Source organism: Alicyclobacillus macrosporangiidus CPP55 (assembly GCF_000702485.1).
Lineage (GTDB): Bacteria > Bacillota > Bacilli > Alicyclobacillales > Alicyclobacillaceae > Alicyclobacillus_H > Alicyclobacillus_H macrosporangiidus_B.
On sequence record NZ_JNIL01000001.1, the window covers coordinates 2182170 to 2206970 of the forward strand.

The 24801-nt window shown below is 63.3% G+C and carries 23 protein-coding genes and 1 pseudogene; all 24 read right to left on the reverse strand.

All coding sequences use genetic code 11. The annotated features are described in order from the left end of the window. Positions 1-11: 11 nt before the first annotated feature. The 24 genes and pseudogenes from rpsL to radA all read right to left on the reverse strand — a co-directional run bounded on the left by rpsL (position 12) and on the right by radA (position 24779). Complete coding sequence (gene rpsL / locus N687_RS0110905) at positions 12-431, reverse strand: 30S ribosomal protein S12 (protein ID WP_029421885.1); 420 nt, start codon at positions 429-431, stop codon at positions 12-14. 133 nt (positions 432-564) lie between these two features. Beyond that, positions 565-816 carry a ribosomal L7Ae/L30e/S12e/Gadd45 family protein gene (locus tag N687_RS0110910; RefSeq protein WP_029421886.1) on the reverse strand — a complete coding sequence of 84 codons (252 nt, stop codon included), beginning with the start codon at positions 814-816 and terminating at the stop codon, positions 565-567. A gap of 168 nt (positions 817-984) precedes the next feature. Then, positions 985-4614 (reverse strand): DNA-directed RNA polymerase subunit beta', encoded by a 3630-nt coding sequence (rpoC, locus tag N687_RS0110915; RefSeq protein ID WP_029421887.1) that lies wholly within the window; start codon positions 4612-4614, stop codon positions 985-987. Positions 4615-4702: 88 nt separating this feature from the next. After that, positions 4703-8233: a DNA-directed RNA polymerase subunit beta gene (gene rpoB, locus N687_RS0110920; protein WP_029421888.1), complete on the reverse strand. Its 3531-nt coding sequence runs from the start codon at positions 8231-8233 to the stop codon at positions 4703-4705. Positions 8234-8475: 242 nt separating this feature from the next. Continuing rightward, on the reverse strand, positions 8476-9108 hold the full coding sequence (locus tag N687_RS0110925; protein ID WP_029421889.1) for a class I SAM-dependent methyltransferase: 633 nt from the start codon (positions 9106-9108) through the stop codon (positions 8476-8478). A 124-nt stretch (positions 9109-9232) separates the two neighbouring features. Then, positions 9233-9613: a 50S ribosomal protein L7/L12 gene (rplL, locus tag N687_RS0110930; protein ID WP_419670131.1), complete on the reverse strand. Its 381-nt coding sequence runs from the start codon at positions 9611-9613 to the stop codon at positions 9233-9235. Positions 9614-9712: 99 nt separating this feature from the next. Further along, entirely contained in the window at positions 9713-10213 is a 501-nt protein-coding gene (gene rplJ, locus N687_RS0110935) for a 50S ribosomal protein L10 (protein ID WP_029421891.1), read from the reverse strand. A 277-nt stretch (positions 10214-10490) separates the two neighbouring features. Beyond that, positions 10491-11195: a 50S ribosomal protein L1 gene (rplA, locus tag N687_RS0110940; RefSeq protein ID WP_029421892.1), complete on the reverse strand. Its 705-nt coding sequence runs from the start codon at positions 11193-11195 to the stop codon at positions 10491-10493. A 75-nt stretch (positions 11196-11270) separates the two neighbouring features. Beyond that, positions 11271-11699 (reverse strand): 50S ribosomal protein L11, encoded by a 429-nt coding sequence (gene rplK / locus N687_RS0110945; protein ID WP_029421893.1) that lies wholly within the window; start codon positions 11697-11699, stop codon positions 11271-11273. 274 nt (positions 11700-11973) lie between these two features. Further along, entirely contained in the window at positions 11974-12519 is a 546-nt protein-coding gene (nusG, locus tag N687_RS0110950) for a transcription termination/antitermination protein NusG (RefSeq protein ID WP_029421894.1), read from the reverse strand. An 80-nt stretch (positions 12520-12599) separates the two neighbouring features. Further along, a complete protein-coding gene (secE, locus tag N687_RS0110955) occupies positions 12600-12827 on the reverse strand; it encodes a preprotein translocase subunit SecE (protein WP_029421895.1) in 228 nt (75 codons plus the stop codon). An 85-nt stretch (positions 12828-12912) separates the two neighbouring features. Continuing rightward, positions 12913-13062, reverse strand: coding sequence for a 50S ribosomal protein L33 (gene rpmG, locus N687_RS0110960; RefSeq protein WP_029421896.1), 150 nt, complete (start codon positions 13060-13062; stop codon positions 12913-12915). Positions 13063-13270: 208 nt separating this feature from the next. After that, entirely contained in the window at positions 13271-13921 is a 651-nt protein-coding gene (sigH, locus tag N687_RS0110965; RefSeq protein WP_029421897.1) for an RNA polymerase sporulation sigma factor SigH, read from the reverse strand. Between the two features lie 69 nt (positions 13922-13990). After that, on the reverse strand, positions 13991-14542 hold the full coding sequence (locus tag N687_RS25505) for an NYN domain-containing protein (RefSeq protein ID WP_081841321.1): 552 nt from the start codon (positions 14540-14542) through the stop codon (positions 13991-13993). Then, a pseudogene (rlmB, locus tag N687_RS25510) lies at positions 14517-15241 on the reverse strand (23S rRNA (guanosine(2251)-2'-O)-methyltransferase RlmB). Before rlmB ends, N687_RS25505 begins: the two are co-directional and overlap by 26 nt. A 76-nt stretch (positions 15242-15317) precedes the next feature. Beyond that, positions 15318-15797: a Mini-ribonuclease 3 gene (locus tag N687_RS0110980; RefSeq protein WP_051663160.1), complete on the reverse strand. Its 480-nt coding sequence runs from the start codon at positions 15795-15797 to the stop codon at positions 15318-15320. After that, positions 15794-17233, reverse strand: coding sequence for a cysteine--tRNA ligase (gene cysS / locus N687_RS0110985; RefSeq protein WP_029421900.1), 1440 nt, complete (start codon positions 17231-17233; stop codon positions 15794-15796). Before cysS ends, N687_RS0110980 begins: the two co-directional genes overlap by 4 nt. A gap of 333 nt (positions 17234-17566) precedes the next feature. Further along, a complete protein-coding gene (gene gltX / locus N687_RS0110990) occupies positions 17567-19036 on the reverse strand; it encodes a glutamate--tRNA ligase (protein WP_029421901.1) in 1470 nt (489 codons plus the stop codon). Then, positions 19033-19527: a 2-C-methyl-D-erythritol 2,4-cyclodiphosphate synthase gene (ispF, locus tag N687_RS0110995; RefSeq protein WP_029421902.1), complete on the reverse strand. Its 495-nt coding sequence runs from the start codon at positions 19525-19527 to the stop codon at positions 19033-19035. The genes gltX and ispF overlap by 4 nt, the downstream gene beginning before the upstream one ends. Continuing rightward, entirely contained in the window at positions 19524-20261 is a 738-nt protein-coding gene (locus N687_RS0111000; RefSeq protein ID WP_029421903.1) for an IspD/TarI family cytidylyltransferase, read from the reverse strand. Before N687_RS0111000 ends, ispF begins: the two co-directional genes overlap by 4 nt. 27 nt (positions 20262-20288) lie before the next feature. Beyond that, positions 20289-21374: a PIN/TRAM domain-containing protein gene (locus N687_RS0111005; RefSeq protein WP_029421904.1), complete on the reverse strand. Its 1086-nt coding sequence runs from the start codon at positions 21372-21374 to the stop codon at positions 20289-20291. 166 nt (positions 21375-21540) lie between these two features. Further along, positions 21541-22269 (reverse strand): CDP-diacylglycerol--serine O-phosphatidyltransferase, encoded by a 729-nt coding sequence (gene pssA / locus N687_RS0111010; protein WP_029421905.1) that lies wholly within the window; start codon positions 22267-22269, stop codon positions 21541-21543. Positions 22270-22319: 50 nt separating this feature from the next. After that, complete coding sequence (gene disA / locus N687_RS0111015) at positions 22320-23399, reverse strand: DNA integrity scanning diadenylate cyclase DisA (protein ID WP_029421906.1); 1080 nt, start codon at positions 23397-23399, stop codon at positions 22320-22322. Between the two features lie 3 nt (positions 23400-23402). Then, positions 23403-24779 (reverse strand): DNA repair protein RadA, encoded by a 1377-nt coding sequence (radA, locus tag N687_RS0111020; RefSeq protein ID WP_029421907.1) that lies wholly within the window; start codon positions 24777-24779, stop codon positions 23403-23405. Between the last annotated feature and the right edge of the window lie 22 nt (positions 24780-24801).

Consider the following 24801-nt stretch of genomic DNA (forward strand, 5'->3'; position numbering starts at 1 on the left):
GCAGCGAACGGTTACGACTTCTGCTTCGGACGCTTGGCGCCGTACTTGGAGCGGCCCTGCATGCGGTCCTTGACACCCGCGGTGTCCAACGCGCCGCGGACGATGTGGTAACGCACACCCGGCAGGTCCTTGACACGTCCGCCGCGCACAAGCACCACGGAGTGCTCCTGCAGGTTGTGGCCGATGCCCGGGATGTACGCCGTGACCTCGACCTGGTTGGTCAAACGCACACGCGCGTACTTCCGCAGCGCCGAGTTCGGCTTCTTCGGGGTCATCGTGCCCACGCGCGTGCACACGCCGCGCTTCTGCGGAGACGGCAGCTCGAACTCCTTCTTTTCGAAGCTGTTGTATCCCTTCTGCAGCGCCGGAGACTTCGATTTCTTCTCTATCGGCTTACGGCCTTTGCGGACCAGTTGGTTCATGGTCGGCATGGCTGCACCTCCTTCCGAGATTCGCTTCACGGGTGCGTCATGTCCACAGAGCCTGGCGGTTCGTGGATGGGCAAAAGAAAAAGCCAGATTCCGGTACGCCACCCCCGCGCGGGCGGCACCGGACAGACCTGAGTCACTCTTCCAGAATCGCAGCGGTGGCCGCGCCAACCTCGATGCCGCAAGCCTTGCCCAGCTGTTTCATCGTGTCCACCCACAGGACCGGTACGCCGCGCTCCTGCGCCAGCGACAGCACCGGTTGGATCACCCGCGTGTCCGCGTCCCGGGCGATGTATACCTGTTTGGCGAGGGACTGCTGAAGTGCTTTGGTCGTCTGGTTGGTGCCGATTGTCCGCTTGCGCGCAAGGCGAATGCGATCCAACGACATCGCAAAGCCCCCCCACATCTACACCCGTGCTCTAGGCACACTCAGAGATTCTATCACCCCGCCGAGCAGGCTGTCAACTTGCACCCTGATATTGCAAATCCCCCGGGAACCCGCGCCAGGACTGGCCGGACGGGTCCCCGGGAGAGCTGCCGAAAGCCTCCAGGGAGGTCAGGATTCCCCGGCCCCGACGGCCTCCTCGGCCCCTTCCCGGGCCGAATCTTCCACCGGATCGTCGTCGCTCTCGATCTCGAGATGCCGGTAACGGGTCATACCCGTGCCAGCCGGGATCAGTTTGCCGATGATCACGTTCTCCTTCAGGCCGAGCAGCCGGTCGACCTTGCCCTTGATGGCCGCGTCCGTCAGCACGCGCGTGGTCTCTTGGAACGACGCGGCGGACAGGAACGAGTCCGTCTCCAGCGACGCCTTCGTGATGCCGAGCAGCGCCGGGCGGGCGACCGCGGGCTCTTTGCCTTCCCACAGCACCTTGCGGTTCGCCTCTTCATACTCGAACAGGTCGACGTAGGTGCCGGGCAGAAGGTCGGTGTCGCCCGCGTCGAGGACGCGAACCTTGCGCAGCATCTGCCGGATCATGACCTCGATGTGCTTGTCGTTGATGTCCACGCCCTGCAGGCGGTAGACGCGCTGCACTTCGCGCAGCAGGTAGTTCTGGACGCCCTGCAGACCTTTGACCCGCAGCATCTCCTTCGGATCGACCGAGCCCTCCGTCAACTCGTCGCCCGCCTCTACCCGTTGGTCCTGGGTGACACGGATGCGAGAGCCGTACGGGATGCTGTACACCTTCGTCTCGCCCTCGCCGGTGACCTCGATTTCGCGCTTGTCCTTGCCCTCGCGGATCGCCGAGACGACGCCGTCGATCTCGGTGATCACCGCCTGCCCCTTCGGGTTGCGCGCCTCGAACAGCTCCTGGATGCGCGGGAGACCTTGGGTGATGTCGTCGCCGGCGACGCCGCCCGTGTGGAACGTGCGCATCGTCAGCTGGGTACCCGGCTCGCCGATGGATTGCGCGGCGATGATGCCGACGGCCTCGCCGATCTCCACCATCTTGCCCGTCGCCAAGTTCTTGCCGTAGCAGTGCACACACACCCCGTGCTGCGTCCGGCAGGTGAGCACGGAGCGGATGACGACCTCCTTGATGCCTGCCGCCACGATCCGCGCCGCGATGTCCGCGTCGATCAGCTGGTTCTTCGACACCAGCTTCTCGCCGGTCTCCGGGTGGTAGACGTCCTGGAAGGCCACCCGTCCTTCGATCCGGTCGTACAGGTCTTCAATGACCTCGCGCCCGTCGCGGATCTCCGTCACCCGCAGCCCCTTGTCGGTGCCGCACTCCACCTGGCGGACGATGGTGTCCTGCGCCACGTCCACCAGACGGCGAGTGAGGTAACCGGAGTCTGCCGTGCGCAGCGCCGTGTCGGCCAGACCCTTGCGGGCGCCGTGCGTGGAGATGAAGTACTCCAACACCGACAGGCCCTCGCGGAAGTTCGACTTGATGGGCAGCTGGATGATGTGACCCGACGGGTTGGCCATCAGGCCGCGCATGCCGGCCAGCTGGGTGATCTGCGACTGACTGCCGCGGGCGCCGGACGTGGCCATCATGTAGATCGGATTCAGCTCATCCATGCTCTGCATCAACGTCTGCGACAGTTTTTCCTTTGCCTCGCTCCAGATCTGGCTGAACGAGACGTACTTCTCCTCGCCGGTGATCAGGCCGCGGCGGTACTGCTGTTCCAGCTTGCGGTCCTTCTGCTCCGCCTCGGCAATGATGGGCGCCTTCTCCTTCGGCACGATGATGTCGGCCACCGAGATGGTGATGCCGGCCTGCGCCGAATAATGGAAGCCGAGCTTTTTCACCTTGTCGAGGATCTCCGACGTGGTCGTCGTGCCATACCGGCGGAAGCACTCGTGCAGGATGTTCCCAAGGTCCTTCTTGATAATCGCCTTCGGGATGGGCCGATTCCGCACGCGCTCCGCGATGTCGACGCCTTTCTCGAAGATGAACGTCTCGTCCGGCGTGCCCACCAGCAGGTTCTGGCGGGCTCCGCTGTGCAGATACGGGAAGTCCTTCGGGAAGATCTCGTTGAAGATCAGCTTCCCGGGCGTCGTCACCAGCAGGGCGTTCTGCTGCTCCGGCGTGAACGACGTCTTCCCGAGCGATCGCGCCGGCAGCGCGACGCGCGTGTGCACCGTGATCTGCCGCTCCTGGTACGCCATCATCACCTCGTCGGGATCGGCGAACAGTCGCCCTTCACCCGGCGCCCCGGCCAGCTCGATGGTCAGGTAGTACGGACCGAGCACCATGTCCTGGGTCGGCGTGACCACGGGCTTGCCGTCCTTCGGGTTGAGGATGTTGTGCGCCGCCAGCATCAACAGCCGCGCTTCCGCCTGCGCCTCCGCAGACAGCGGGACGTGCACCGCCATTTGGTCTCCGTCGAAGTCCGCGTTGTACGCCGTGCACACCAGCGGGTGCAGCTTGATGGCGCGGCCCTCGACCAGGACGGGCTCGAACGCCTGGATGCCGAGGCGGTGCAGTGTCGGGGCGCGGTTGAGCAGCACCGGGTGCTCCTTGATGACGTCCTCGACGACGTCCCACACCTCCGGCGAGACGCGCTCCACCTTGCGCTTCGCGCTCTTGATGTTGTGCGCCAGGCCGCGCGCAACCAGTTCCTTCATGACGAACGGTTTGAACAGCTCCAGCGCCATCTCCTTGGGCAAGCCGCACTGGTACATCCGCAGCTCCGGCCCGACCACGATGACGGAACGCCCGGAGTAGTCGACGCGCTTTCCAAGCAGGTTTTGGCGGAAACGGCCTTGCTTACCCTTCAGCATGTGAGACAACGACTTAAGCGGGCGGTTCCCGGGCCCGGTCACCGGGCGGCCGCGGCGGCCGTTATCGATCAGGGCGTCGACCGCTTCCTGCAGCATCCGCTTCTCGTTCTGCACGATGATGTCGGGCGCGCCGAGGTCGAGCAGGCGCTTCAGGCGATTGTTGCGGTTGATCACGCGCCGGTACAGATCGTTCAGGTCGGAGGTGGCGAAGCGGCCGCCGTCCAGCTGCACCATCGGACGCAGGTCCGGCGGAATGACCGGCAGCGCCTCGAGGATCATCCACTCCGGGCGGTTACCGGACGCCCGGAAGGCCTCCAGCACCTCCAACCGCTTGATGGCCCGGTTGCGCCGCTGGCCCTGCGCGGTGCGCAGCTCCTCCTTGAGCTGTTCGACTTCGCGATCGAGATCGATCTCCACCAACAGCTTCTTGATGGCTTCGGCGCCCATGCCGGCTTCGAAGGCGTAGCCGTACTTTTCCCGGTACGAACGGTACTCGCGCTCGCTGAGCAGCTGCTTCTTTTCCAACGGTGTGTCGCCCGGGTCCGTGACCACGTAGGACGCGAAGTAGATGACCTCCTCCAGCGCCCGCGGCGTCATGTCGAGCACCAGACCCATCCGGCTCGGGATACCCTTGAAGTACCAGATGTGCGACACAGGAGCCGCCAGTTCGATGTGCCCCATGCGCTCACGGCGCACCTTCGAGCGCGTCACCTCGACGCCGCAGCGGTCGCACACGACGCCCTTGTACCGCACGCGCTTGTACTTGCCGCAATGGCACTCCCAGTCCCGCTGGGGTCCGAAGATGCGCTCGCAGAACAGGCCATCCTTTTCCGGGCGCAGCGTCCGGTAATTGATGGTCTCGGGCTTCTTCACCTCACCGTGGGACCAGGACCGGATCTTCTCGGGCGATGCCAGACCGATCTTCATAAACTCGAAGTTGTTGACGTCCAACAAGGAGTATTCCTCCCTCGCTTCGCGGGCCGATGCGGTCCCCGCTGGGGACCCGGCCCCTTTCGTGTTGCACGTGCTGAAGCCCGCTCCGTCACTCGCCGATGCTGTGCGTCTCCAGGCTCAGGTTCAACTTCTCCCCGGCGTCCTCTTCGTCGTCGCTCTCCCGCATGATGATCTCCTGCTCGTCCTCGCTCAGGATCTTGACGTCCATGCCGAGGCTCTGGAGCTCTTTCACCAACACCTTGAACGACTCGGGGACACCCGGTTCCGGCACGTTCTCGCCCTTGACGATGGCCTCGTACGTCTTCACGCGCCCGACCACATCATCCGATTTGACGGTGAGGATCTCCTGCAGCGTGTAAGCCGCGCCATACGCCTCCAGCGCCCAAACCTCCATCTCGCCAAACCGTTGGCCGCCGAACTGAGCCTTGCCGCCCAGCGGCTGCTGAGTGACCAGGGAGTACGGCCCGGTCGAACGGGCGTGGATCTTGTCGTCCACCAGGTGAGCCAGCTTCATCATGTACACGTACCCGACCGTGACGCGGTTGTCGAACGGCTCTCCGGTTCGCCCGTCGTACAGCACCTGTTTGCCATCGGCCGGGAACCCGGCTTCCTCGAGGGTGGCGAACACGTCTTCGGCCTTCGCACCGTCGAATACCGGCGTCGCGATGTGGATGCCGAGGGCTTTGGCCGCCATCCCCAAGTGGGTCTCCAACACCTGGCCGATGTTCATGCGGGACGGCACACCCAACGGGTTCAGGACGATCTCCACCGGCGTGCCGTCTTCCAAGAACGGCATGTCTTCCTCCGGGAGGATGCGCGCCACCACACCCTTGTTCCCGTGGCGCCCGGCCATCTTGTCGCCTTCCGAGATCTTGCGTTTCTGCGCGATGTAGACGCGGACCAGCTGGTTGACCCCCGCGGGGAGCTCGTCGCCGTTCTCCCGCGTGAACACCTTCACGTCGACCACAATCCCGGCGCCGCCGTGCGGCACCCGCAGCGAGGTGTCCCGCACCTCCCGCGCCTTTTCACCGAAGATGGCGTGGAGCAGCCGCTCCTCCGCCGTCAGCTCCGTCACGCCCTTCGGAGTGACCTTGCCGACCAGGATGTCGCCCGCGCGGATCTCGGCCCCGATGCGGATGATGCCCCGCTCGTCGAGGTTCTTCAGCGCGTCCTCGCCGACGTTCGGGATATCCCGGGTGATCTCCTCCGGCCCCAGTTTGGTGTCTCGTGCCTCCAGCTCGTACTCCTCGATGTGGATGGAGGTGTAGATATCCTCCTTGACGACCTTCTCCGACAGCAGGATGGCGTCCTCGTAGTTGTACCCTTCCCACGTCATGAAGGCGACGAGGACGTTGCGGCCGAGCGCCAACTCGCCCATATCCGTGGCCGGTCCATCGGCGATGATGTCGCCCGCCCGCACCTCCTGGCCCTCGCGCACGATGGGCCGCTGGTTGATGCATGTGTTCTGGTTGGAACGCACAAACTTCTGCAGCCGGTACTTGTCGAGGTCGCCGAACACCGTGCGGCCGTCGACCTCCTGCTTGACCCGCACCCAGATCTCGCGCGCCGTCACGCGTTCCACGACGCCGTCCCGCCGTGCGACCACGCAGACACCCGAGTCCTTCGCCGCCTTGTGCTCCATGCCCGTTCCGACCAGCGGCGCCTCCGTCACCAACAACGGCACCGCCTGACGCTGCATGTTCGATCCCATCAGCGCGCGGTTGGCGTCATCGTTCTCCAAGAACGGGATCAGGGCCGTCGCCACAGACACGACCTGCTTCGGCGACACGTCCATATAGTCCACCCGCTCGCGCGGGACCGCGATGATGTCGCCCCGGTAGCGGGCGACCACTTCGGCGTCCGCCAAGCGCCCGTCCTCCGTCAACTCCGCGTTGGCCTGAGCGACGATGTAGTTCTCCTCTTCGTCGGCGGTGAGGTAGTCGACGTGGTCGGTGACGATCCCCGTGTCCGGATCCACCTTCCGGTACGGCGTCTCAATGAACCCGTACTCATTGACGCGCGCGTACGAAGACAGCGAGTTGATGAGCCCGATGTTCGGACCTTCCGGCGTTTCGATCGGACACATCCGGCCGTAGTGAGAATAGTGCACGTCGCGCACTTCGAATCCGGCCCGCTCACGGGTCAGACCGCCCGGCCCCAGGGCCGAGAGGCGGCGCTTGTGGGTCAGCTCCGCCAGCGGATTGGTCTGGTCCATGAACTGAGAAAGCTGGCTGGAACCGAAGAATTCTTTGATAGCCGCGATCACCGGCCGAATGTTGATCAGTGCCTGCGGCGTGATCGCGCTGGCGTCCTGAATCGACATGCGCTCCCGCACGACCCGTTCCATCCGCGACAAACCGATTCGGAACTGGTTTTGCAGCAGTTCGCCGACGGAACGCAGGCGGCGGTTGCCCAGGTGATCGATGTCATCCGTGGAGCCCACGCCGTGCAGCAGATTGAAGAAATAGCTGATGGCCGCGATGATGTCGGCCGGCATAATGTGTTTGACGTGCTGCGGGATGGACCCGTTGCCGATGACGTGCAGGATCTTTCCGTCCTCGGTCGGGCTGAAGATCTTGACCATCTGCAGCGAGATGGTGTCCTCCGGCGCCAGCTCCGGTGTACCGCGCAGGGAGATACGCCCCACGTTCCCTTCGAGCGCAGGGATGATCTTGTCGAGCAGCCGGCGGTCAATCACCTGGCCGGCCTCGGCGATGATCTCGCCGGTGTCCATGTCGACCAGCGTCTCCGCCAAACGCTGGTTCAACAGGCGGTTTTTCAAGTGGAGCTTTTTGTTGATCTTGTACCGCCCGACATTGGCCAGGTCATACCGTTTCGGATCGAAGAAGCGGGAAGTCAGCAGCGCCCTAGCGTTTTCCATCGTCGGCGGTTCGCCCGGGCGCAGGCGTTCGTAAATCTCTACCAGTGCCCTCTCGGTGGAATCTGTGGTATCCTTGTCCAAGGTATTGCGCAGATACTCGTCTTCACCGAGCAGGTTGATGATCTCCGCGTCCGTCCCCAGCCCCAGCGCGCGCAACAGGACCGTGATGGGCAGTTTGCGGGTCCGGTCGATCCGAACGTACACAACGTCCTTCGTGTCCGTCTCAAATTCGAGCCAGGCGCCCCGATTGGGGATCACGGTGGCCGCATACGTGCGTTTGCCGTTTTTGTCCATCTTGCTGTTGAAATAGACGCTCGGAGAACGGACCAGCTGGCTGACAATGACGCGCTCGGCGCCGTTGATGATGAAGGTGCCGGTCTCGGTCATGAGCGGGAAGTCCCCCATGAAGACCTCTTGTTCCTTCACCTCGCCGGTTTCCTTGTTGAGCAGCCTCACCTTCACGCGCAGCGGGGCGGCATAGGTGACGTCGCGCTCCTTCGACTCCTCGACATCGTACTTCGGCTCACCCAGGCTGTAGTCGATGAACTCCAGCACCAGATTGCCCGTAAAGTCGGTGATCGGGGAGATGTCCTCGAACATCTCGCGCAGCCCCTCGCGCAGGAACCACTCGTACGACTTCTGCTGAATCTCAATCAGATTCGGCAGATCCAAGACCTCCTGGATGCGGGCGTACGAACGCCGGTCGCGCCATCCGTACTTCACCACGTGTCCCTGCAAAAACGTCACCCCTCATGCGGTTTTCGCATCACACCGGGCGATGACAACAACAAAGCCACGCCCTATGCGATCAGACAAAAAAGAAATGAGGTCGCGTGGAACCACATTTTTCACAAGGGCATGTAATATTTACCTATCTCCAAGCGGAACAGATTTTAATCATCTCCGCCTTCCCGACTTTGATCAGGGCATACGGAGCCCCGTATCAGTTTGCATTGATTGAGTTTACCACGTTCAGAGAACTATGTCAACACATCCGCATAGCCTCTGTCTGCAATCGGATCGCGGCAGCAGAACACATGGTACCCGCTCTCCCGTTCGGCCAACGCCACGTCGCCGAACCACGCGGTCAACCGCTCGCGGGCGCTCGGCGCCCCGTGCTTCTTGTGGATGACGACCCACAGCGCCCCGTCCGGACGCAAATGTTGAGCGGACTCGGCGAACAACCGGTACACGACCGATTTTCCCGCGCGGATCGGCGGGTTGAGCACCACGGCGTCCGCCCGCAGGTCAGGCACCGCCGCGAACCCGTCGCTGACCAGCACGCGGGCCCGGTCCCCCAGACGCACATTGCGCTGCGCCAACGCCACGGCCCGCTCGTTCACATCCAGCAGGGTCCACTGCGATCCGGGGTACACCCGCCCCAAAACCGCCGCCACCACACCGTAGCCACAACCGAGATCGACCGCCTCCGCCTGCGGTGGCAGCGTCACGGTCTCGATCAACACGCGCGTGCCGAAGTCCAGACCGCGCTTGGCGAATACGCCGGAATCCGTCAGGATCTCCAGCTCCACGCCGCGCACCCTGATGTGTACCGAACGGGGGCGGCTCTCCGCCTCCGGGGACGAAGTGAAATAGTGACTGTTTCCGGACAAGCCAGCTCCCTCCTCGCAGACACGCACCGTGTGCCCAGCGCGGACCGCAACTGTCCCCATATACAGAGAGGCACTCGCGCTGCCCCATATGGCAGCGCGGGTGCCTCCGGATGTGCGGACGGCCTTACTTGACCTCGACCGTCGCACCCGCCTCGGTCAGTTTTGCCTTGATGGCTTCGGCCTCTTCCTTGGAGACCTTCTCCTTCACCGGCTTCGGCGCGCCATCCACCAGGTCCTTCGCTTCCTTCAGGCCGAGGCCTGTGATCTCGCGCACGACCTTGATGACGTTGATCTTCGAGGCGCCGGCGTTCGTCAGGATGACGTCGAACTCCGTCTGCTCGGCCGCTTCCTCAGCGCCGCCAGCCGCCGCGCCGCCGACGACCGCCACCGGAGCAGCGGCTGTCACGCCGAACTCCTCTTCGATGGCCTTGACCAACTCGTTCAGTTCAAGCACCGTCATTCCCTTGATGGTCTCCAGAATGTTGGTGATGGTTTCGCTCGCCACGGGATCTCCTCCTTATGCATATCCATCTCCCCCGGCCCAACCGGGGTACATCTCATTCCAAACCGCAGGCTCCGCACCACAGGACCGATGAACACCGGCTCACTCGGCCGCCGGCGCCTCCTGCTTCTCAGCCACCTGCTTGACGGCGTACGCGAAATTGCGAACGGGCGCCTGCAGCACGCTGAGCAACATGGACAACAGACCTTCACGCGACGGCAGGTTGGCCAACGCCTCGACTTCCTTCGCGCTGACCACACGGCCTTCCACGACACCGCCCTTCAGTTCAAGGGCCTTGTGCTTCTTGGCGAAGTCGAACAATACTTTCGCCGGAGCCACCGGATCTTCAAAACCAAACGCGATGGCGGACGGCCCGGTCAGGTACTCCTCGATGCCCGAGACCTGTGCCTGCGCCGCCGCGCGGCGTGTCAACGTGTTCTTCAACACGCGGTATTCCACGCCGGCTTCCCGCAATTGCTTACGCAGTTCGGTCACCTCGGCCACATTCAAGCCGCGGTAATCCGTGATGATGGTCGCCTTGCTGCGCGACAACCGATCTGCGATTTCCGCGACCAGCTGCTCCTTCTCCTCGCGGACTCCCATCGAATTCCTCACACCTCCCGCCGAATGGTTCTGGATGAACCCGTTCCGGCATATGAAAAACGCGCCTCCGCAGACACGAAGGCGCGACTCCGCTTCATTCAGCCGCGAACCTCGGTAGGCGGGACGAGCCCATTCTCTCCAGGAGAGCTGGAGACCTACTGTCTACGGTCCATCCGGTATTGCATTGCACCTTGTATATCCTAAGCCACGCGCCCCCGCCCGTCAAGCCCGCCGGCCGCAATCCGCAGCCCCGCGGTCGCGCCGGGCGGGGCAAGGGTCACTCCGCAGCGCGCGCCACGCGCAGCGGGTTGACCCGGATGCCAGGGCCCATGGTGGACGACACCGTGACGCTGCGGAAGTACTGGCCCTTTGCGGCCGCCGGCCGCGCCTTGGCCAACGCGTCGAAGAGCGTGTTGAAGTTATCCACCAACTGCTCGACGGTGAACGACGCCTTGCCAATGGGCGCGTGGACGATACCCGCCTTGTCCAGCCGGTACTCGATCTTACCGGCCTTGATCTCCTGCACGGCGCGAGCCACGTCGAACGTGACGGTGCCGGTCTTCGGGTTGGGCATCAAGCCCTTCGGCCCGAGGATACGGCCCAACCGGCCGACCGCGCCCATCATATCAGGCGTGGCGACCGCCACATCAAAGTCGAGCCAACCCTGGGTGATCTTCTGGATGTAATCTTCGTCGCCGACGTAATCGGCGCCGGCCGCTTCCGCTTCCTTGGCCTTCTCGCCCTTCGCGAACACCAGGACACGCGCCGTCTTGCCGGTCCCGTGCGGCAACACCACGGCACCGCGCACCTGCTGATCCTGCTTCCGGGGATCCACCCCCAGCCGGAACGCCACGTCGACCGACTCGTCGAACTTGGCGGACGCCAGCTGTTTGACCAGTTGGAACGCCTCCACCGGATCATACAGCTTCGTCTTGTCGATCTGCTTCAACGCTTCCGCGAAGCGCTTCGACGTTTTTGCCAACCCCATTCACCTCCATGTGGTGCTCGGCTACGGCAGCGAACCGCCGTACAGCCTCCCACGTGTTCCCGCGTGACGTCAGTCTTCGATCACGATGCCCATGCTGCGGGCCGTGCCCTCGACCATGCGCATCGCGGCCTCCACCGACGCCGCGTTCAGGTCCGGCATCTTTTGTTCGGCGATCTCTCGAACCTTCGCCCGCTTGACCGTGGCGACCTTCTTCTTGTTCGGTTCCGGAGAACCCGACTCGATGCCGGCCGCCTTCTTCAGGAGCACCGCTGCCGGCGGGGTCTTCAGGTCGAATGTGTACGAACGGTCCTCGTACACGTAGATGACAACCGGGATGACCAAACCGACTTGGTCGGCCGTCCGGGCATTAAACTCCTTGCAGAAGCCCATGATGTTGCCAACCTGGGCCTGGCCGAGCGCAGGACCCACCGGGGGCGCCGGAGTTGCCTTGCCTGCAGGGATCTGCAGTTTGACGACCTTGACAATTTTCTTCGGCAACGCGTCCACCTCCTTTACCTCGAGATGTGGTATTCGGGCACACGCCCTCCCACACTGGGCGATCCACGCGGCCTCCGAGCGGACGGCCCGAGATCACACAGTACCATATATCCGGCGTTCCTGGGAACGCCACAGAAAATGGATTCGCCCGATCCGCCCACCGGCAGGACGAACCCATGTTCTGCCCATCCATCCAGTGACGGCCCCCCGCCGCGCCAGGAAGGAAGTCGCGGGGCTCAACGGACGCCGCGCGCCGAGACGGCTCCGCGCCGCCTCAGGTGAGTTTCTCCACCTGAGTGAAATCCACCTCGAGGGGCGTGTCGCGCCCGAACATGGAGACCAGCACCCGCAGCTTCTGCTGGTCGGCGTGAATCTCTTCCACGCTCCCGATCATATCAGCGAACGGGCCATCCACAATACGCACGACTTCGCCGACGGTGAAGTCGACTCTGGTCTTGATCTCCTCCGAACCTGATTGGCGCAGAATGGCGCGGACCTCGGAAGGCATCAGAGGAACCGGCTTCGAACCGCCGCCCGCCGATCCGACGAACCCCGTGACCCCTGGCGTGTTTCGCACCACGTACCACGAGTCGTCCGTCATGATCATCTCCACCAGGACATAGCCCGGGAAGACCTTGCGTTGGACAAGGCGTTTCTTGCCGTTCTTCACTTCCCACTCTTCTTCGGTCGGCACCATGACACGGAAGATCTTGTCCTCCATGCCCATGGTCTGCACGCGGCTCTCGAGATTTTGTTTGACTTTGTTTTCGTAGCCAGAGTACGTGTGAATGACGTACCACTGTTTTTCGAGGTTCTCCATGTTGAGGGCGGCCGCCCCGCACCCCCCATACCAAACGCCGCAGGCGCACCGGCTCCCGGCTCACCCGCGGCTCATCGTATTCAAACCAGATTGACCAGCGCGAACAGCCTGGCCACACCGAGGTCGAAGCCCCACACCAACAAGCCCATGATAAAGCACACCAACAGCGCGGCCACCGTATAATTTACCACTTCTCTCCGCTTCGGCCAGCGCACCCGCCGCAGCTCGTGTACCGTCTCCACGAAGAATCGAACCACACCGGTCCGGCGGGGCTTGGGGTGGACGACCGCTTCCTTCGGCTTCGACATCGTGAACGCCCCCGCTCTTCAAGCTCAGACCAGACTCGACTGGCGCAGACAGACGCGCCGCCCGCGCCGCCTCGCCCCGACGACGTCAGCGGGTCTCCCGGTGCACCGTATGAGAGTTGCAGAACCGGCAGAACTTCTTGACCTCGAGGCGGTCCGGGTCGTTCTTCTTGTTCTTCGTCGTTGTATAGTTCCGTTGTTTGCACTCTGTGCAAGCAAGCGTAATGATCACGCGCATTCCGATACACCTCCCCGGCAGGGCGCACGCCATAATAAAAAGGGCATCCCATGCCCCCTGATAGGCCTAAAATAGGGTAACACAGGGGCCGCGAGGTGTCAATACGCCCCAGCCAACCGGCAGGCGCCGGGCACGGGGTTCAACATGCCAGTATGGACATCCGCCTGCAAGCGTATACACCGTCGGGTGGGGAATTTCGCCACTGCCGTCAGGAGCCGATGTTGCGTCCGGACAGATACTTCTCCAACTTCCGCTTGACCCGTTGGAGGGCGTTGTCGATGGATTTCACATGGCGATCGAGATCGACCGCGATCTCCTGGTACGAACGGCCGTCCAGGTACAGCATCAGCACCTGCCGCTCCAAGTCGCTCAACAATTCGGACATTTTCAATTCAATGTCATCAAACTCCTCCTGATGGATCACCAGTTCCTCCGGATCGGTCACCCGGGCGGCTCCAATGACATCCAGGAGCGTTCGGTCGGAGTCCTCGTCATAGATGGGCTTGTCCAAGGAAACGTAGGAGTTCAGCGGAATATGTTTTTGGCGAGTCGCGGTTTTGATGGCCGTGATGATCTGGCGAGTGATGCACAGTTCCGCGAAGGCTTTGAACGACGTCAACTTGTCCTCGCGGTAATCGCGAATGGATTTGTATAGGCCAATCATGCCTTCTTGAACGATGTCCTCTCGATCCGCGCCGATCAAAAAATAGGAACGAGCCTTCGCGCGCACGAAATTTCGGTATTTATGGATGAGGTACTCCAGCGCCTGATCGTCGCCGTTGCGCACAGCTTCCACCAGTTCTTCGTCGCTGCGCTCCTCCAGGGCGTTCACGGAAGACGTCTCTAGTTGCACCGTCAAACAAATCACCCCGAATCGGCTGTCAGGATCGAAGCCATTATACATTATGTAATCTATCACGGTCAATTCCTAGTCATGATGCCTGCGCCAGGACTCCAAGAGGCGAGCGACCTCGTCCTGCAGGTGATCCATCACCCGCGACGGCGCCGGCTGCGCCCGCTCCTCCGTGATCGCCCGCACCGCGGCCCGCATCTCGTCCAGCCGCCGTAACAGCCCGTCCGCTGAGATGCGCAGGGCGCCGCCGCCAAAGGCCACCTGCTGTTCCGCCGCATCCGAAGTGGCCACCGTCACCTGGCGGTACATGTCGCGCAGGCGGTACACCTCGCGCTCGATGTACTGGTCCGCCGTCTCCCCGGGCCCCGTGTACACCACCGTCACCGGACCGGCGTGAACCGCCCGTTCCGGTTCCCCGGTATGGTGCGCGTCGAACACGACAATGACGTCTTCCCCTGCGTACGCCGCGTATTCCGCCAGGGACGCGACGAGGCGATCCCGCTGCTCGTCCACATCCTCCACGTCGTGCAGGGAAGAATGGTTCATCCGGGCGATCACGTTATACCCGTCCACCATCAGACACTTCCCGCCCCGCCGGGGACTACGCGCGCTGGCGGACGACTTCATACAACATGACCCCGCCGCCACCGACGCGTTCAAACTTTGCAAGTGCCCCAGCATCGGCAACCTGACCAGGTAGTCGCAGTGCTCCTTGACCAGCCGGCTGAGCCCCTTGCCCTCGGCGCCGATCACCAACGCCATGGCTCCCCGGTAGTCCACCTCCGTGTACAGGTGTGTCCCCGCGACGTCGGCGCCCACCAACCAGTAGCCGGCCTCCTTCAGCCGCTCCATCGCCTGCACCAGGTTGGCCACGCGCGCCACCGGCACGTACTCGACCGCGCCCGCCGCCGCCTTGGCCACGGTCTCCGTCAAGGGGACCGCCCGGCGTTTGGGGATCACCACCCCCTGCACGGCGGTGGCCTCGGCCGTGCGCAGGATGGCACCGAAGTTCGCCGGGTCCGTCACCTCGTCCAACAACAACACCAGGGGCGGCTGCCCCGTGTCCCTGGCGAGCACGTCGTCCAGTTCCACGTACGCCCTGGGCGCCACGTACGCCGCCACCCCTTGGTGCGCGTCTCCGAACATCCGCGAGAGCGACTGGCGCGGAACCGACTGCACGACGATCCCGGCCGATCGGGCCCTTCCGAGGATCTCGACCAGGCTTCCGCCCTCTGCCGAATCTGCCACCAGGATCTTGTTGATGGGGCGCCCCGACTTCAGGGCCTCCAACACCGGATGCCGCCCGACAATGGCGCCCGCACCCATCGCATCGACCTCATCCGCCCGGTTCTGCGCGACCGGTTCCACCCGCTTGTCAGGTTTTTCCCGGCGCCCGGCCTGGTCACGGCGCGCCGCCCGCGCCTCCCTCGGGTTGCTTCTCCGCCTGTTCGCGCGCATGTGCATCCTCCTCCCAATCATCTACCGCGGCCAGCGCGCGATTGCACAGTTCATCCAGGCGATCCCGCTGACCCGACGTGTACAGGTACCCGATCAGGGTCTCAAACCCCGTGCTGTGCCGATAGTCGAGGACATCGGCGCTCTTGCGGGCATGGCCGGGCTTGGCGTTGCGGCCCCGGCGAAGAAAGCCGCGCTCCTCCTCACTGAGCAGCGGCCCGAGAACGTCGACCAGATAGGCCTGGGAACGCGCGCGCACGTAGCGCGTCGCCGCCCGATGCAGTTCGTTCGGGCGGCGGATCCCCTTGCGCAGTACGTGCTCCCGGACCCGCAGTTCCCACACCGCATCGCCGATGAACGCGAATGCCAACGTGGGAATGCCGCGCGTATCCAATTCGAAGTCCTTGGGATCCTGCGCGCCGTTCATCGCCGGTACCATCTCGTCCCTTGCGGCGTGTCTTCGATGACAATTCCCTGCCGCTCCAGCTCGTCCCGGATGGCGTCCGCCCGGGCAAAATCCCGGCGTTTGCGAGCTTTGGCCCGTTCCGCCAAACGCCGATCCACCTCGTCATCTGGGATGGCGCCCGCCGACGCGTTTGGAACCTCGGCGGCGATCCCGGTCAATCCCAGCACCCCGAGCAGTTCCTCCAACAGATCCTTCCACGCCTGCACGCCCGCCACCGTGACCTCGGGGCCTGCCAGGTACGTGTTCGCCTGCCGCACGCCCTCAAACAACGCCGCGATGGCATCCGCCGTGTTGAAGTCGTCGTCCATCGCCTCTATGAACTGGTCCCGCACCGATTGAATGGCATCCTTCGGCGCCCGTCCGTCGTGGAGTCCGACGAATGGCGCAGGAAGCCCGGTGAGCGCCTCCAACCGGTGTTCGAGATTGCGCAGGCAGCGGTCCACCCGCTCCAACGCCTGTTCCGCCTGGTCCATGGCCTCCTCCGTGTAATTCAGGGGGTGGCGGTAGTGCGCGCTCAACAGAAAGAAACGGATGGCCCGCGCCGGGCGCCTCTGCAACAACTCGCGCGTGAGGATGAAATTCCCCAGGGACTTGGACATCTTCTCCCCGTTGATATTGAGCGTGCCGTTGTGCATCCAGTAGCGCGCGAAGGTGTGCCCCGAACGGGCTTCGCTCTGGGCGATCTCGTTCTCATGATGTGGAAACACCAGGTCGCGCCCGCCGGCGTGGATGTCGATCTGCTCGCCGAGGTGCTTCAGGTTCATCACCGAGCACTCGATGTGCCATCCCGGACGCCCCGGCCCCCACGGGCTCTCCCAGAATTCCTCCCCCGGTTTCGCGGCCTTCCAGAGGGCGAAATCGGTGGGATCGTCCTTGTTCTCGTTGACCTCGATGCGAAACCCCGCTTTCATGTCCTCCAGCGACTGGTGGGACAGCTTTCCGTACTCGGGGAACGAGGAGGTGTCAAACCACACGTTCCCATCCCGCACGTAGGCGTGGCCGCCGTCTATCAGGTCCTGAATGAAGCGGATGATGTCCGGGATGCACTCCGTCACACGGGGATGGACGTCGGCCCGACGAATCCCCAGGGCGTCCGCGTCTTCGAAGTACGCCTGGATGTAGAAGTCGGCCACGTCCCGGACGTGCTGCCCCGTCTCATTCGCCCGCTGGATGATGCGGTCATCCACGTCTGTGAAATTCTGCACGTACCGGACCTGATACCCCCGGTACTCCAGGTAGCGGCGGACGGTGTCGAACACGACGAACATGCGCGCGTTGCCGATGTGAAAGTAGTTGTACACCGTCGGGCCGCAGGCGTAAAACCGCACTTTCCCCGGTTCGAGGGTCCGGAGTTCCTCCTTCTGCCCAGTCATCGTGTTGTACAACCGGATCGCCATGCCAGGTACCCCTTTCTGGGCATAGTCTGTCCATCCATGAAAAAACCGTCCCTGTGCCAGAGACGGTATTGCCGCGGTTCCACTCTGATTGGCGCTTGGATGCGCCCCCCTCAGCGGGCCGTTAACGGGACCCACGCGCCGGATTTTACTGAGCGCGCCCCGACGGGCGACGCCGTTCCTTCCGGGGCTGGCGGGCGCACTTCCACGAGGACCGGCCGAAGGCGCTCCCACCCGGGCCTGGCGGCCCGGCGCCTCCTCTCTGTGGCCGGCGGCCCCGCGTACTCTTCCCGCCAATCGCCGTGCAGGTTCAGATTGTGCACCAAGTGATAAGCCTCATTGTATCGACGGAGTCGGCTTTGTCAATCGCAGGGCGGCTTCCAACCGGGCCAGCACCCAGGCTTTGGGCAGCAACGCGATGGTCTGTTGCAGGTCTGGGCCGTGGACAGCCCCTGTGACGGCCGCGCGCACGGGCATGTACAGATGCCTGCCCTTCACGCCCAGCACCTGCTGAACGCGTTGGAAACGGGCGCGGCTGGCCTCCGCGCTCCACTCGTCATCGTCCTTCGCCAAGTCCAGATACATACGGACGACTTCCGCGGCACCCGCTTCCAGCAACACCGCACGCGCCTCGTCCGACCACTCCACCTCTGGCGTGAAAAATCCCGCCGCCTCCTGTATGAAATCGGCGGCGCAGGCCAGGTGGTCCTGATGCAGCGCGACCACCCGCTCCAGCCACCCCGTGTCCGTCCCCTCCGGCAACGCCATGCCGTGCCGCCGGAGTTGTTCCTGCACCAACCGAGTCAGGTCCGAGACCGGGAGTTTCCGCAGGTACACCCCGGCCATCCACCGCAGCTTTTCCACGTCGAAGATGGCCCCGCTGTGACCGACGCGATCGAGATCGAACCGCGCCACCAATTCGGCCATCGGCAGGATCTCTTCTTCCCCGCCCGGAGACCATCCGAGCAAAGCCAGGAAGTTCACCAAAGCCTCGGGCACATACCCGCGATCCCGGTAGACGTGAAGCGGCTGCACGTGCGGATCCCGCTTGCTCAGCTTCTTGCGATCGGCGCCCAGCACCTGCGGCAGGTGCGCGAACACCGGAGGCGACAGGTGGAGCGCCTCGTAGATCAACAGTTGGCGGGGCGTGTTTGAAAGATGCTCCTCGCCGCGGATCACGTGGGTGATCGCCATCGCCGCGTCATCGACGACGACCTGGAAGTTGTACGTCGGCATCCCGTTGGACTTGACGACGACGAAATCCCCGAGGTCGTCGCTGGCAAACGAAACGGAGCCGCGGACACCGTCGTCAAACGTCAGCGTCCGCCCTGCGGGCACCGCGAATCGCCAGTTGGGCCGAAGACCCGCCGCCATCCTCCGCTGGCGTTCCTCGGGGCTAAGGTGCCGGCAGCGCCCGCTGTACCGCGGCACCCGTCCTTCACGCAGCGCTTCCTGGCGTTCGGCCTCGAGCTGCTCCGGGGTGCAGAAGCACGGGTACACCCATCCTTCCGCCTCCAGCTGCGCTAAGGCCTGCTGATACAGGGGCAGCCGCTCCGTACAGCGGTAGGGCCCTCGGGGACCGCCCACGTCCGGCCCTTCGTCCCAGGTCAATCCGAGCCACCGGAAGCCTTCCAACATCTCTTCCTCGGCGCCGGGAACGTTCCGTTCCAAATCCGTGTCTTCGATCCGCAGGATGAACGCACCCCCGTGGTGGCGCGCAAACAGGTAGTTGAACAGGGCGGTGCGCACACCGCCGATGTGCAGGTGTCCGGTGGGGCTTGGAGCATAACGTACGCGCACGGTCACCGGGCCACGCCTCCCTCGTTTGGCTCGAGCAGGACGACCGCCTGGGCCGCCATCCCTTCCTCCCGGCCGATGAATCCCATCTTCTCCATCGTCGTGGCCTTGATGCTCACCCGATCCACCTCGCACTCGCACAGTTCGGCGATGCGCGCCCGCATGGCCGGGGCGTGCGGCAAGATCTTCGGGCGCTCCGCCAAGATCACCACGTCCAGATTGCCGAGTCGGTAGCCGCGATCCCGTATCCAGCCCCACACGGTGCGCAACAACATGGCGCTGTCCGCACCCGCCCAGGCGGGATCCGTATTGGGAAAGTGCTGCCCGATGTCTCCTAGGGCCAGCGCCCCGAGCAGGGCGTCCATCACGGCGTGCAATACCACATCCGCGTCCGAGTGGCCTTCCAATCCGGTGTCCGACGGGATCTCCACGCCGCCGAGCACCAGCGTTCGCCCGGGCGCAAACCGGTGCACGTCAAATCCAAGTCCGATACGCATCAACCATCTCGCCTCCCCCAGCGCTGCTGCGCCCAGAGCTGCGCGTACTCCCAATCCGCTGGCGTGGTAATCTTACGGTTCTCTGCAGTGGAAGGCACGACGTGCACCCGGTAACCGGCTTGCTCCATCACCCACGCGTCATCGGTCGCCGCACTAGGCATGTGCACCCGACGATAGGCGTCCCACATCCAGTCGAGCCGGAACACCTGCGGCGTCTCTGCCAACCACAGGGTTTCCCGGGGAACGGTCGACGTGATGCACCCCGCCTCCACCCGCTTCACCGTCTCCGCACACGGCCGGGCCAAGATGGCGGCCCCGGTCTGCGCAGCCATCCGCACCACATTCTTCACGTCCTCGGATGAGACGAACGGGCGTGCCGCATCGTGTACAGCCACGAGAGCCGGCCCCGCTGGCGAGGGTGAACCTGCGGAACCCGCCCCGCTAGACAAACCCACCTCGCCATACCACGTGTGGACTTCCCGGAGGCCGTTGTACACCGAATCAAACCGGGTCTCACCCCCTGCCGTCACCCGCAGCGGCAACCCCATGTCATCCGCTTCCACCGACAGCTTGTCCACATCCTCCCGGGGCACCACCAACCAGACCGGGGCGACACCCGCGTCCAGCAAGGCGCGAACCGCCCGTACCCACACAGGAGACCCGGCCAGGTCCAGGAACTGCTTTTTCCTGCCCAGCCGGGTCCCTTGCCCGCCAGCCACCACGATCCCGTAGACCATCCCCGTCTCCACTCCCAGACGCACACGTCACAGCGCTTTTTCCAACAGCTTTGGCTTTGCGAAGATCATCCGGCCAGCCGATGTCTGCAACACGCTGGTCACCAGGACGTCCACCTTGGCCCCGATGTACTCGCGTCCGCCTTCGATGACAATCATCGTGCCGTCGTCCAGATAGGCGACCCCTTGATTGTACTCCTTCCCGTCCTTAATCACCTGCACCGTCAATTCCTCGCCTGGGAGCACGATGGGTTTGAGCGCGTTGGCCAGATCGTTGATGTTGAGGACGGGTACGCCCTGCAACTCGCAGACCTTATTCAAGTTGAAATCGTTCGTGACGACTTTGCCCTGCAGCTGCTTGGCAAGCCGGACCAGCTTCGAGTCGACCTCCTGCAGGTCCTCGAAGTCGACCTCCATCACCTTGACTTTCACCTTTTGCTCCTTCTGGATCCGGTTGAGCACGTCGAGGCCTCGCCGGCCGCGGTTGCGCTTGAGCACGTCCGAAGAGTCGGCGATGTGCTGCAACTCCTCAAGGACGAACGAAGGGATGACCAATACGCCGTCCAGGAACCCCGTCTGGACCAAGTCCGCGATCCGCCCGTCGATGATGACGCTGGTATCCAGCAATTTCGCCTCGCCCGGGCGGTAACCGCCGCCTTTCTTGTCTTTGTCCCGCTCTTTGAGCGTCAGCCGGCCCGCGAACAACGATACCAGGTCCTCGCGCTTCGTGAAGCCGATGCGCAGACCGAGATACGCCAACAGCAGGCTGACAAAAAATTGCAACGGCAGGCCCACCACCGGAATGACGCGCAGCTCTGGTGCGAACAGATACGCCACCAGCAGACCGAACACCATCCCGATGGTCCCGCCGAGGGTGTCCGCCAAGGGGACCTTCTGCAGCCGTTCCTCGGTCCACTTGATGAGCGTGGTCAGATAATTGACAAGCCACACCGTCGACAGCACGAAGATGCTGCCCCCCAGCGCAGCCCCAAACCACTTGGAATTAAACGGAGCATAGGTCAGATGAAAGGCAACCCTGAATAAGTCCGGAGAAAATGCATATCCCAACACCACCCCGATGACCGCGAAGAACAACTGCACCATCTTCTTTACCATCATCCGTCACCTCCTATCACCAGTATGGGCAAAGATCACTCGAGCCAAACTTCCCTTCTCATAGTCGTACGAGCATATAGAAATATTTGGGGTGGTACACCCAGTGTAACACCCGCCGTCGATCCCGTCAAAAAACAAGGGTTGACAGATGTGCCAACCGCCCGTCTCACTTGGTCTCTTTGAACAGTTTGGCCTCGCGCGGAGCTTCCTCGAACTTCCCGCCGCGGCGCCGGATCATGCGCCCGACGCCATAGAGCGCGTACACGGCCAAGGGGATGAAGATGAGGCGATTGACCGCGCTGTGCTGGTAGCGAAACACGGCGCAGACCAAGATGGCGAGCAGAGGAACCATGACAATGGCGGAGCGCGGAAAGGCGACCTTTTTGAAATTTGGGTACCGAACCTGGCTGATCATCAGCAGGGCCAAAACCAACATCCCTAAGGGAAGGATCACGTCGGACGGGTAGAGCACGTTTTTGTACAGGGCCATCGTGGACAGGATCCCGCCGGCAGCGGTGATGGGCAGCCCGACGAAGTAATGGGTGGACTTCGTCTGCACGTTGAACCGGGCCAGCCGCAGCGCCCCGCACACCGGGAACAGCGTCGCCAACACAAGCCCCGGCCAGCCTTCGTTCTGAAGCACCACCTCGTACATGATCAGCGCAGGGGCGACACCGAAGGTCACGATGTCCGACAGCGAATCGAGTTCCTTGCCAAAGGCGCTCTCCGCCTGCAGCCAGCGGGCGACACGGCCGTCCATGCCGTCCAACACCATGCCGATGACCACCAGAAGCGCCGCGTCCGCGGTGAACCCTTGCAATGCCAACACCAGCGCCACCATCCCGAGCACCAGGTTGCCGACGGTCAACAGACTGGGCACCATCTTGATAAGCATGCTCATCCTCCTTGGGATTGCGACGCCGTACGTTCGGCAGCGGCGGCCGCTCAAATGTGCCGATCGATGAACACCTGTTCCTGAATCCGCTTCAGTCCGTCTCGGATGGCCCGCGCGCGTACCGCACCGATGCCTTCGACCTGGTCGAGCTCTTCGATGGACGCCGCCAAAATGTGTGACAGATCTTTGAAGTGTTCCACCAGGTTCTCAATCACCGGCTGCGGAAGGCGGGCAATCTTGTTCAGGATCCGGTACCCGCGCGAAGAGACTGGCTCGTCTCCGATGTTGTTGGTGTTCGGATAACCCAACAGCTTCGCCAGCGTATGCCCGTCCAACAGCTCCTCCGACGTCAGGTCGTGGATGGCGGTCAATACCTGGTGCGGGGTCTCGTCCGGTTGCAACAAGGCGTAGTCTTTCACCAGCAGATACGCCTCCTCGTCAACCCGCGACACCAGTTCGTCCAGCTGCATGCTGATCAACCGGCCCTCGCTGCCCAACTCCGTAATGTACCGTTTGATCTCCGATTTTATGCGCAACACCATCTCGAATCGCTGCAGGACCAGGGTCACTTCCTGAAGTGTCACCAACTCTTCGAACTCCAGCGCACTGAGGTTCGTCAAGGCTTGGTCCAGCACCGCCTTGTACTTCTCCAGCGTCTGGATGGCCTGGTTCGCCTTGTTCAATATGACCCCGATGTCCTTCAGGGAGTATTTGAAGTTTCCCTGGTACAGCGTGATCACGTTGCGGCGTTGGGAGATGCAGATCACCAGCTGGCCCGTCTGCTTCGCCACCCGCTCCGCGGTGCGGTGGCGCGTGCCCGTCTCCGTGGTGTGGATGGTGTGATCCGGATTGAGGTTGGTGTTTGCGTACAGGATCTTCTTGAGATCGTCGCTGACGATGATGGCGCCGTCCATCTTGGCCAACTCGTACAAATTGGAGGCCGTCAGGTCGCATTGGATGGGGAAACCGCCATCGATGAAGCTCAGCACCGTGTCCGAGGCGCCGACCACAATCAGGCCTCCGGTCTTGGCTCGCAGGATGTTCTCGATGCCCTCGCGCAACACGGTGCCGGGTGCCACCATCCGCAGAATCTTATTGATTGCAGCTTCCCGCTTGGAATCCTCGCGCATAGTTCACCCCTGCAGTGCGAGATGCATCGCGTCCCAGAGCGTGTGAACACCGACCACTTGGATGTTCCCCTTCTGCCGCCACCCGCGCAGGCTGTGAGCGGGGACGATGCAGCGGGAGAATCCGAGCTTGTCGGCTTCGCGCACCCGCTGCTCCAGCCGAGTGACGGACCGGACTTCTCCGGTCAGGCCGACTTCGCCGACGAAGACGTCACCGGACGGCAGCGGAACGTCCTTGCTGCTGGAGACCAGCGCCATGGCCACGCCCAGGTCGATAGCGGGTTCGTCGACACGTACACCGCCCGCCAGGTTTACATAGGCGTCCGACGTCTGCAGGCGCAGACCCAGCCGCTTTTCCAAAACCGCGATGATCAAGTGGGTGCGGTTGGGGTCGGCACCGGTGGCCATGCGCCTTGGCGCGGCAAAACTGGTCGGCGTCACCAGGGCCTGAACCTCAAGCAGGAGCGGCCGAGAGCCCTCCAGTGCGGCGACCACCGCCGACCCCGGAGCCCGCTCCGAACGCTCCGACAGAAACATCTCGGACGGATTGGTAACTTCCCGCAGACCTTCCTGTCTCATTTCGAAAATGGCCAGTTCGTTGGTCGATCCAAACCGGTTCTTCACCGCGCGCAGCACACGGTACGCATGGTGACGTTCTCCTTCAAAGTATAGTACCGCGTCGACCATGTGTTCAAGCATGCGAGGTCCCGCCAGATTCCCTTCCTTCGTAACGTGCCCGACGATGAACGTCGCCAGATTGAAAGACTTGGCCACGCGGAGGAGGAGCCCGGTACATTCCTTCACCTGGGACACGCTTCCAGGCGCTGACGACATCCCTGGACGGTAAACCGTCTGAATCGAGTCGACAATCAACAGGTCCGGGCGCAGTTCGTCCGCCGCCCGCAGTGCAGCGTCCAGATCCGTCTCCGCCAGGACATAGACGTTCTCGTGCATCGTCTCCAACCGCTCCGCGCGCAGCCGCAGCTGCCCGGCAGATTCCTCGCCGGAGACATACAGCACGCGACGGCCGGCGACCGCCAGATGGTGCGCGATCTGCAAGAGCAGCGTGGACTTCCCAATGCCCGGATCCCCGCCGATCAAGACGAGGGAACCGGCCACGACCCCACCGCCCAACACGCGATCGCACTCGCTCATCCCGGTGCTGAACCGCTGCTCCGACGCCGGCGGAATCTGGCTCATCGGCTGCGCCCGGGACTCGGGCGCGCCCGGGACCAGATCCCGCAGGTGGCCCCGGCCGCGCGGCGCTTCCACCAGTGTCTCCTCCATGGTGTTCCATTCACCGCATCCCGGGCACCGCCCGTGCCATTTCACGGCTTCATACCCGCACGATTGACAGATAAACTTGGTGCTCGTCTTGGCCACCCCGCCACCTCCGCTCTCGCCT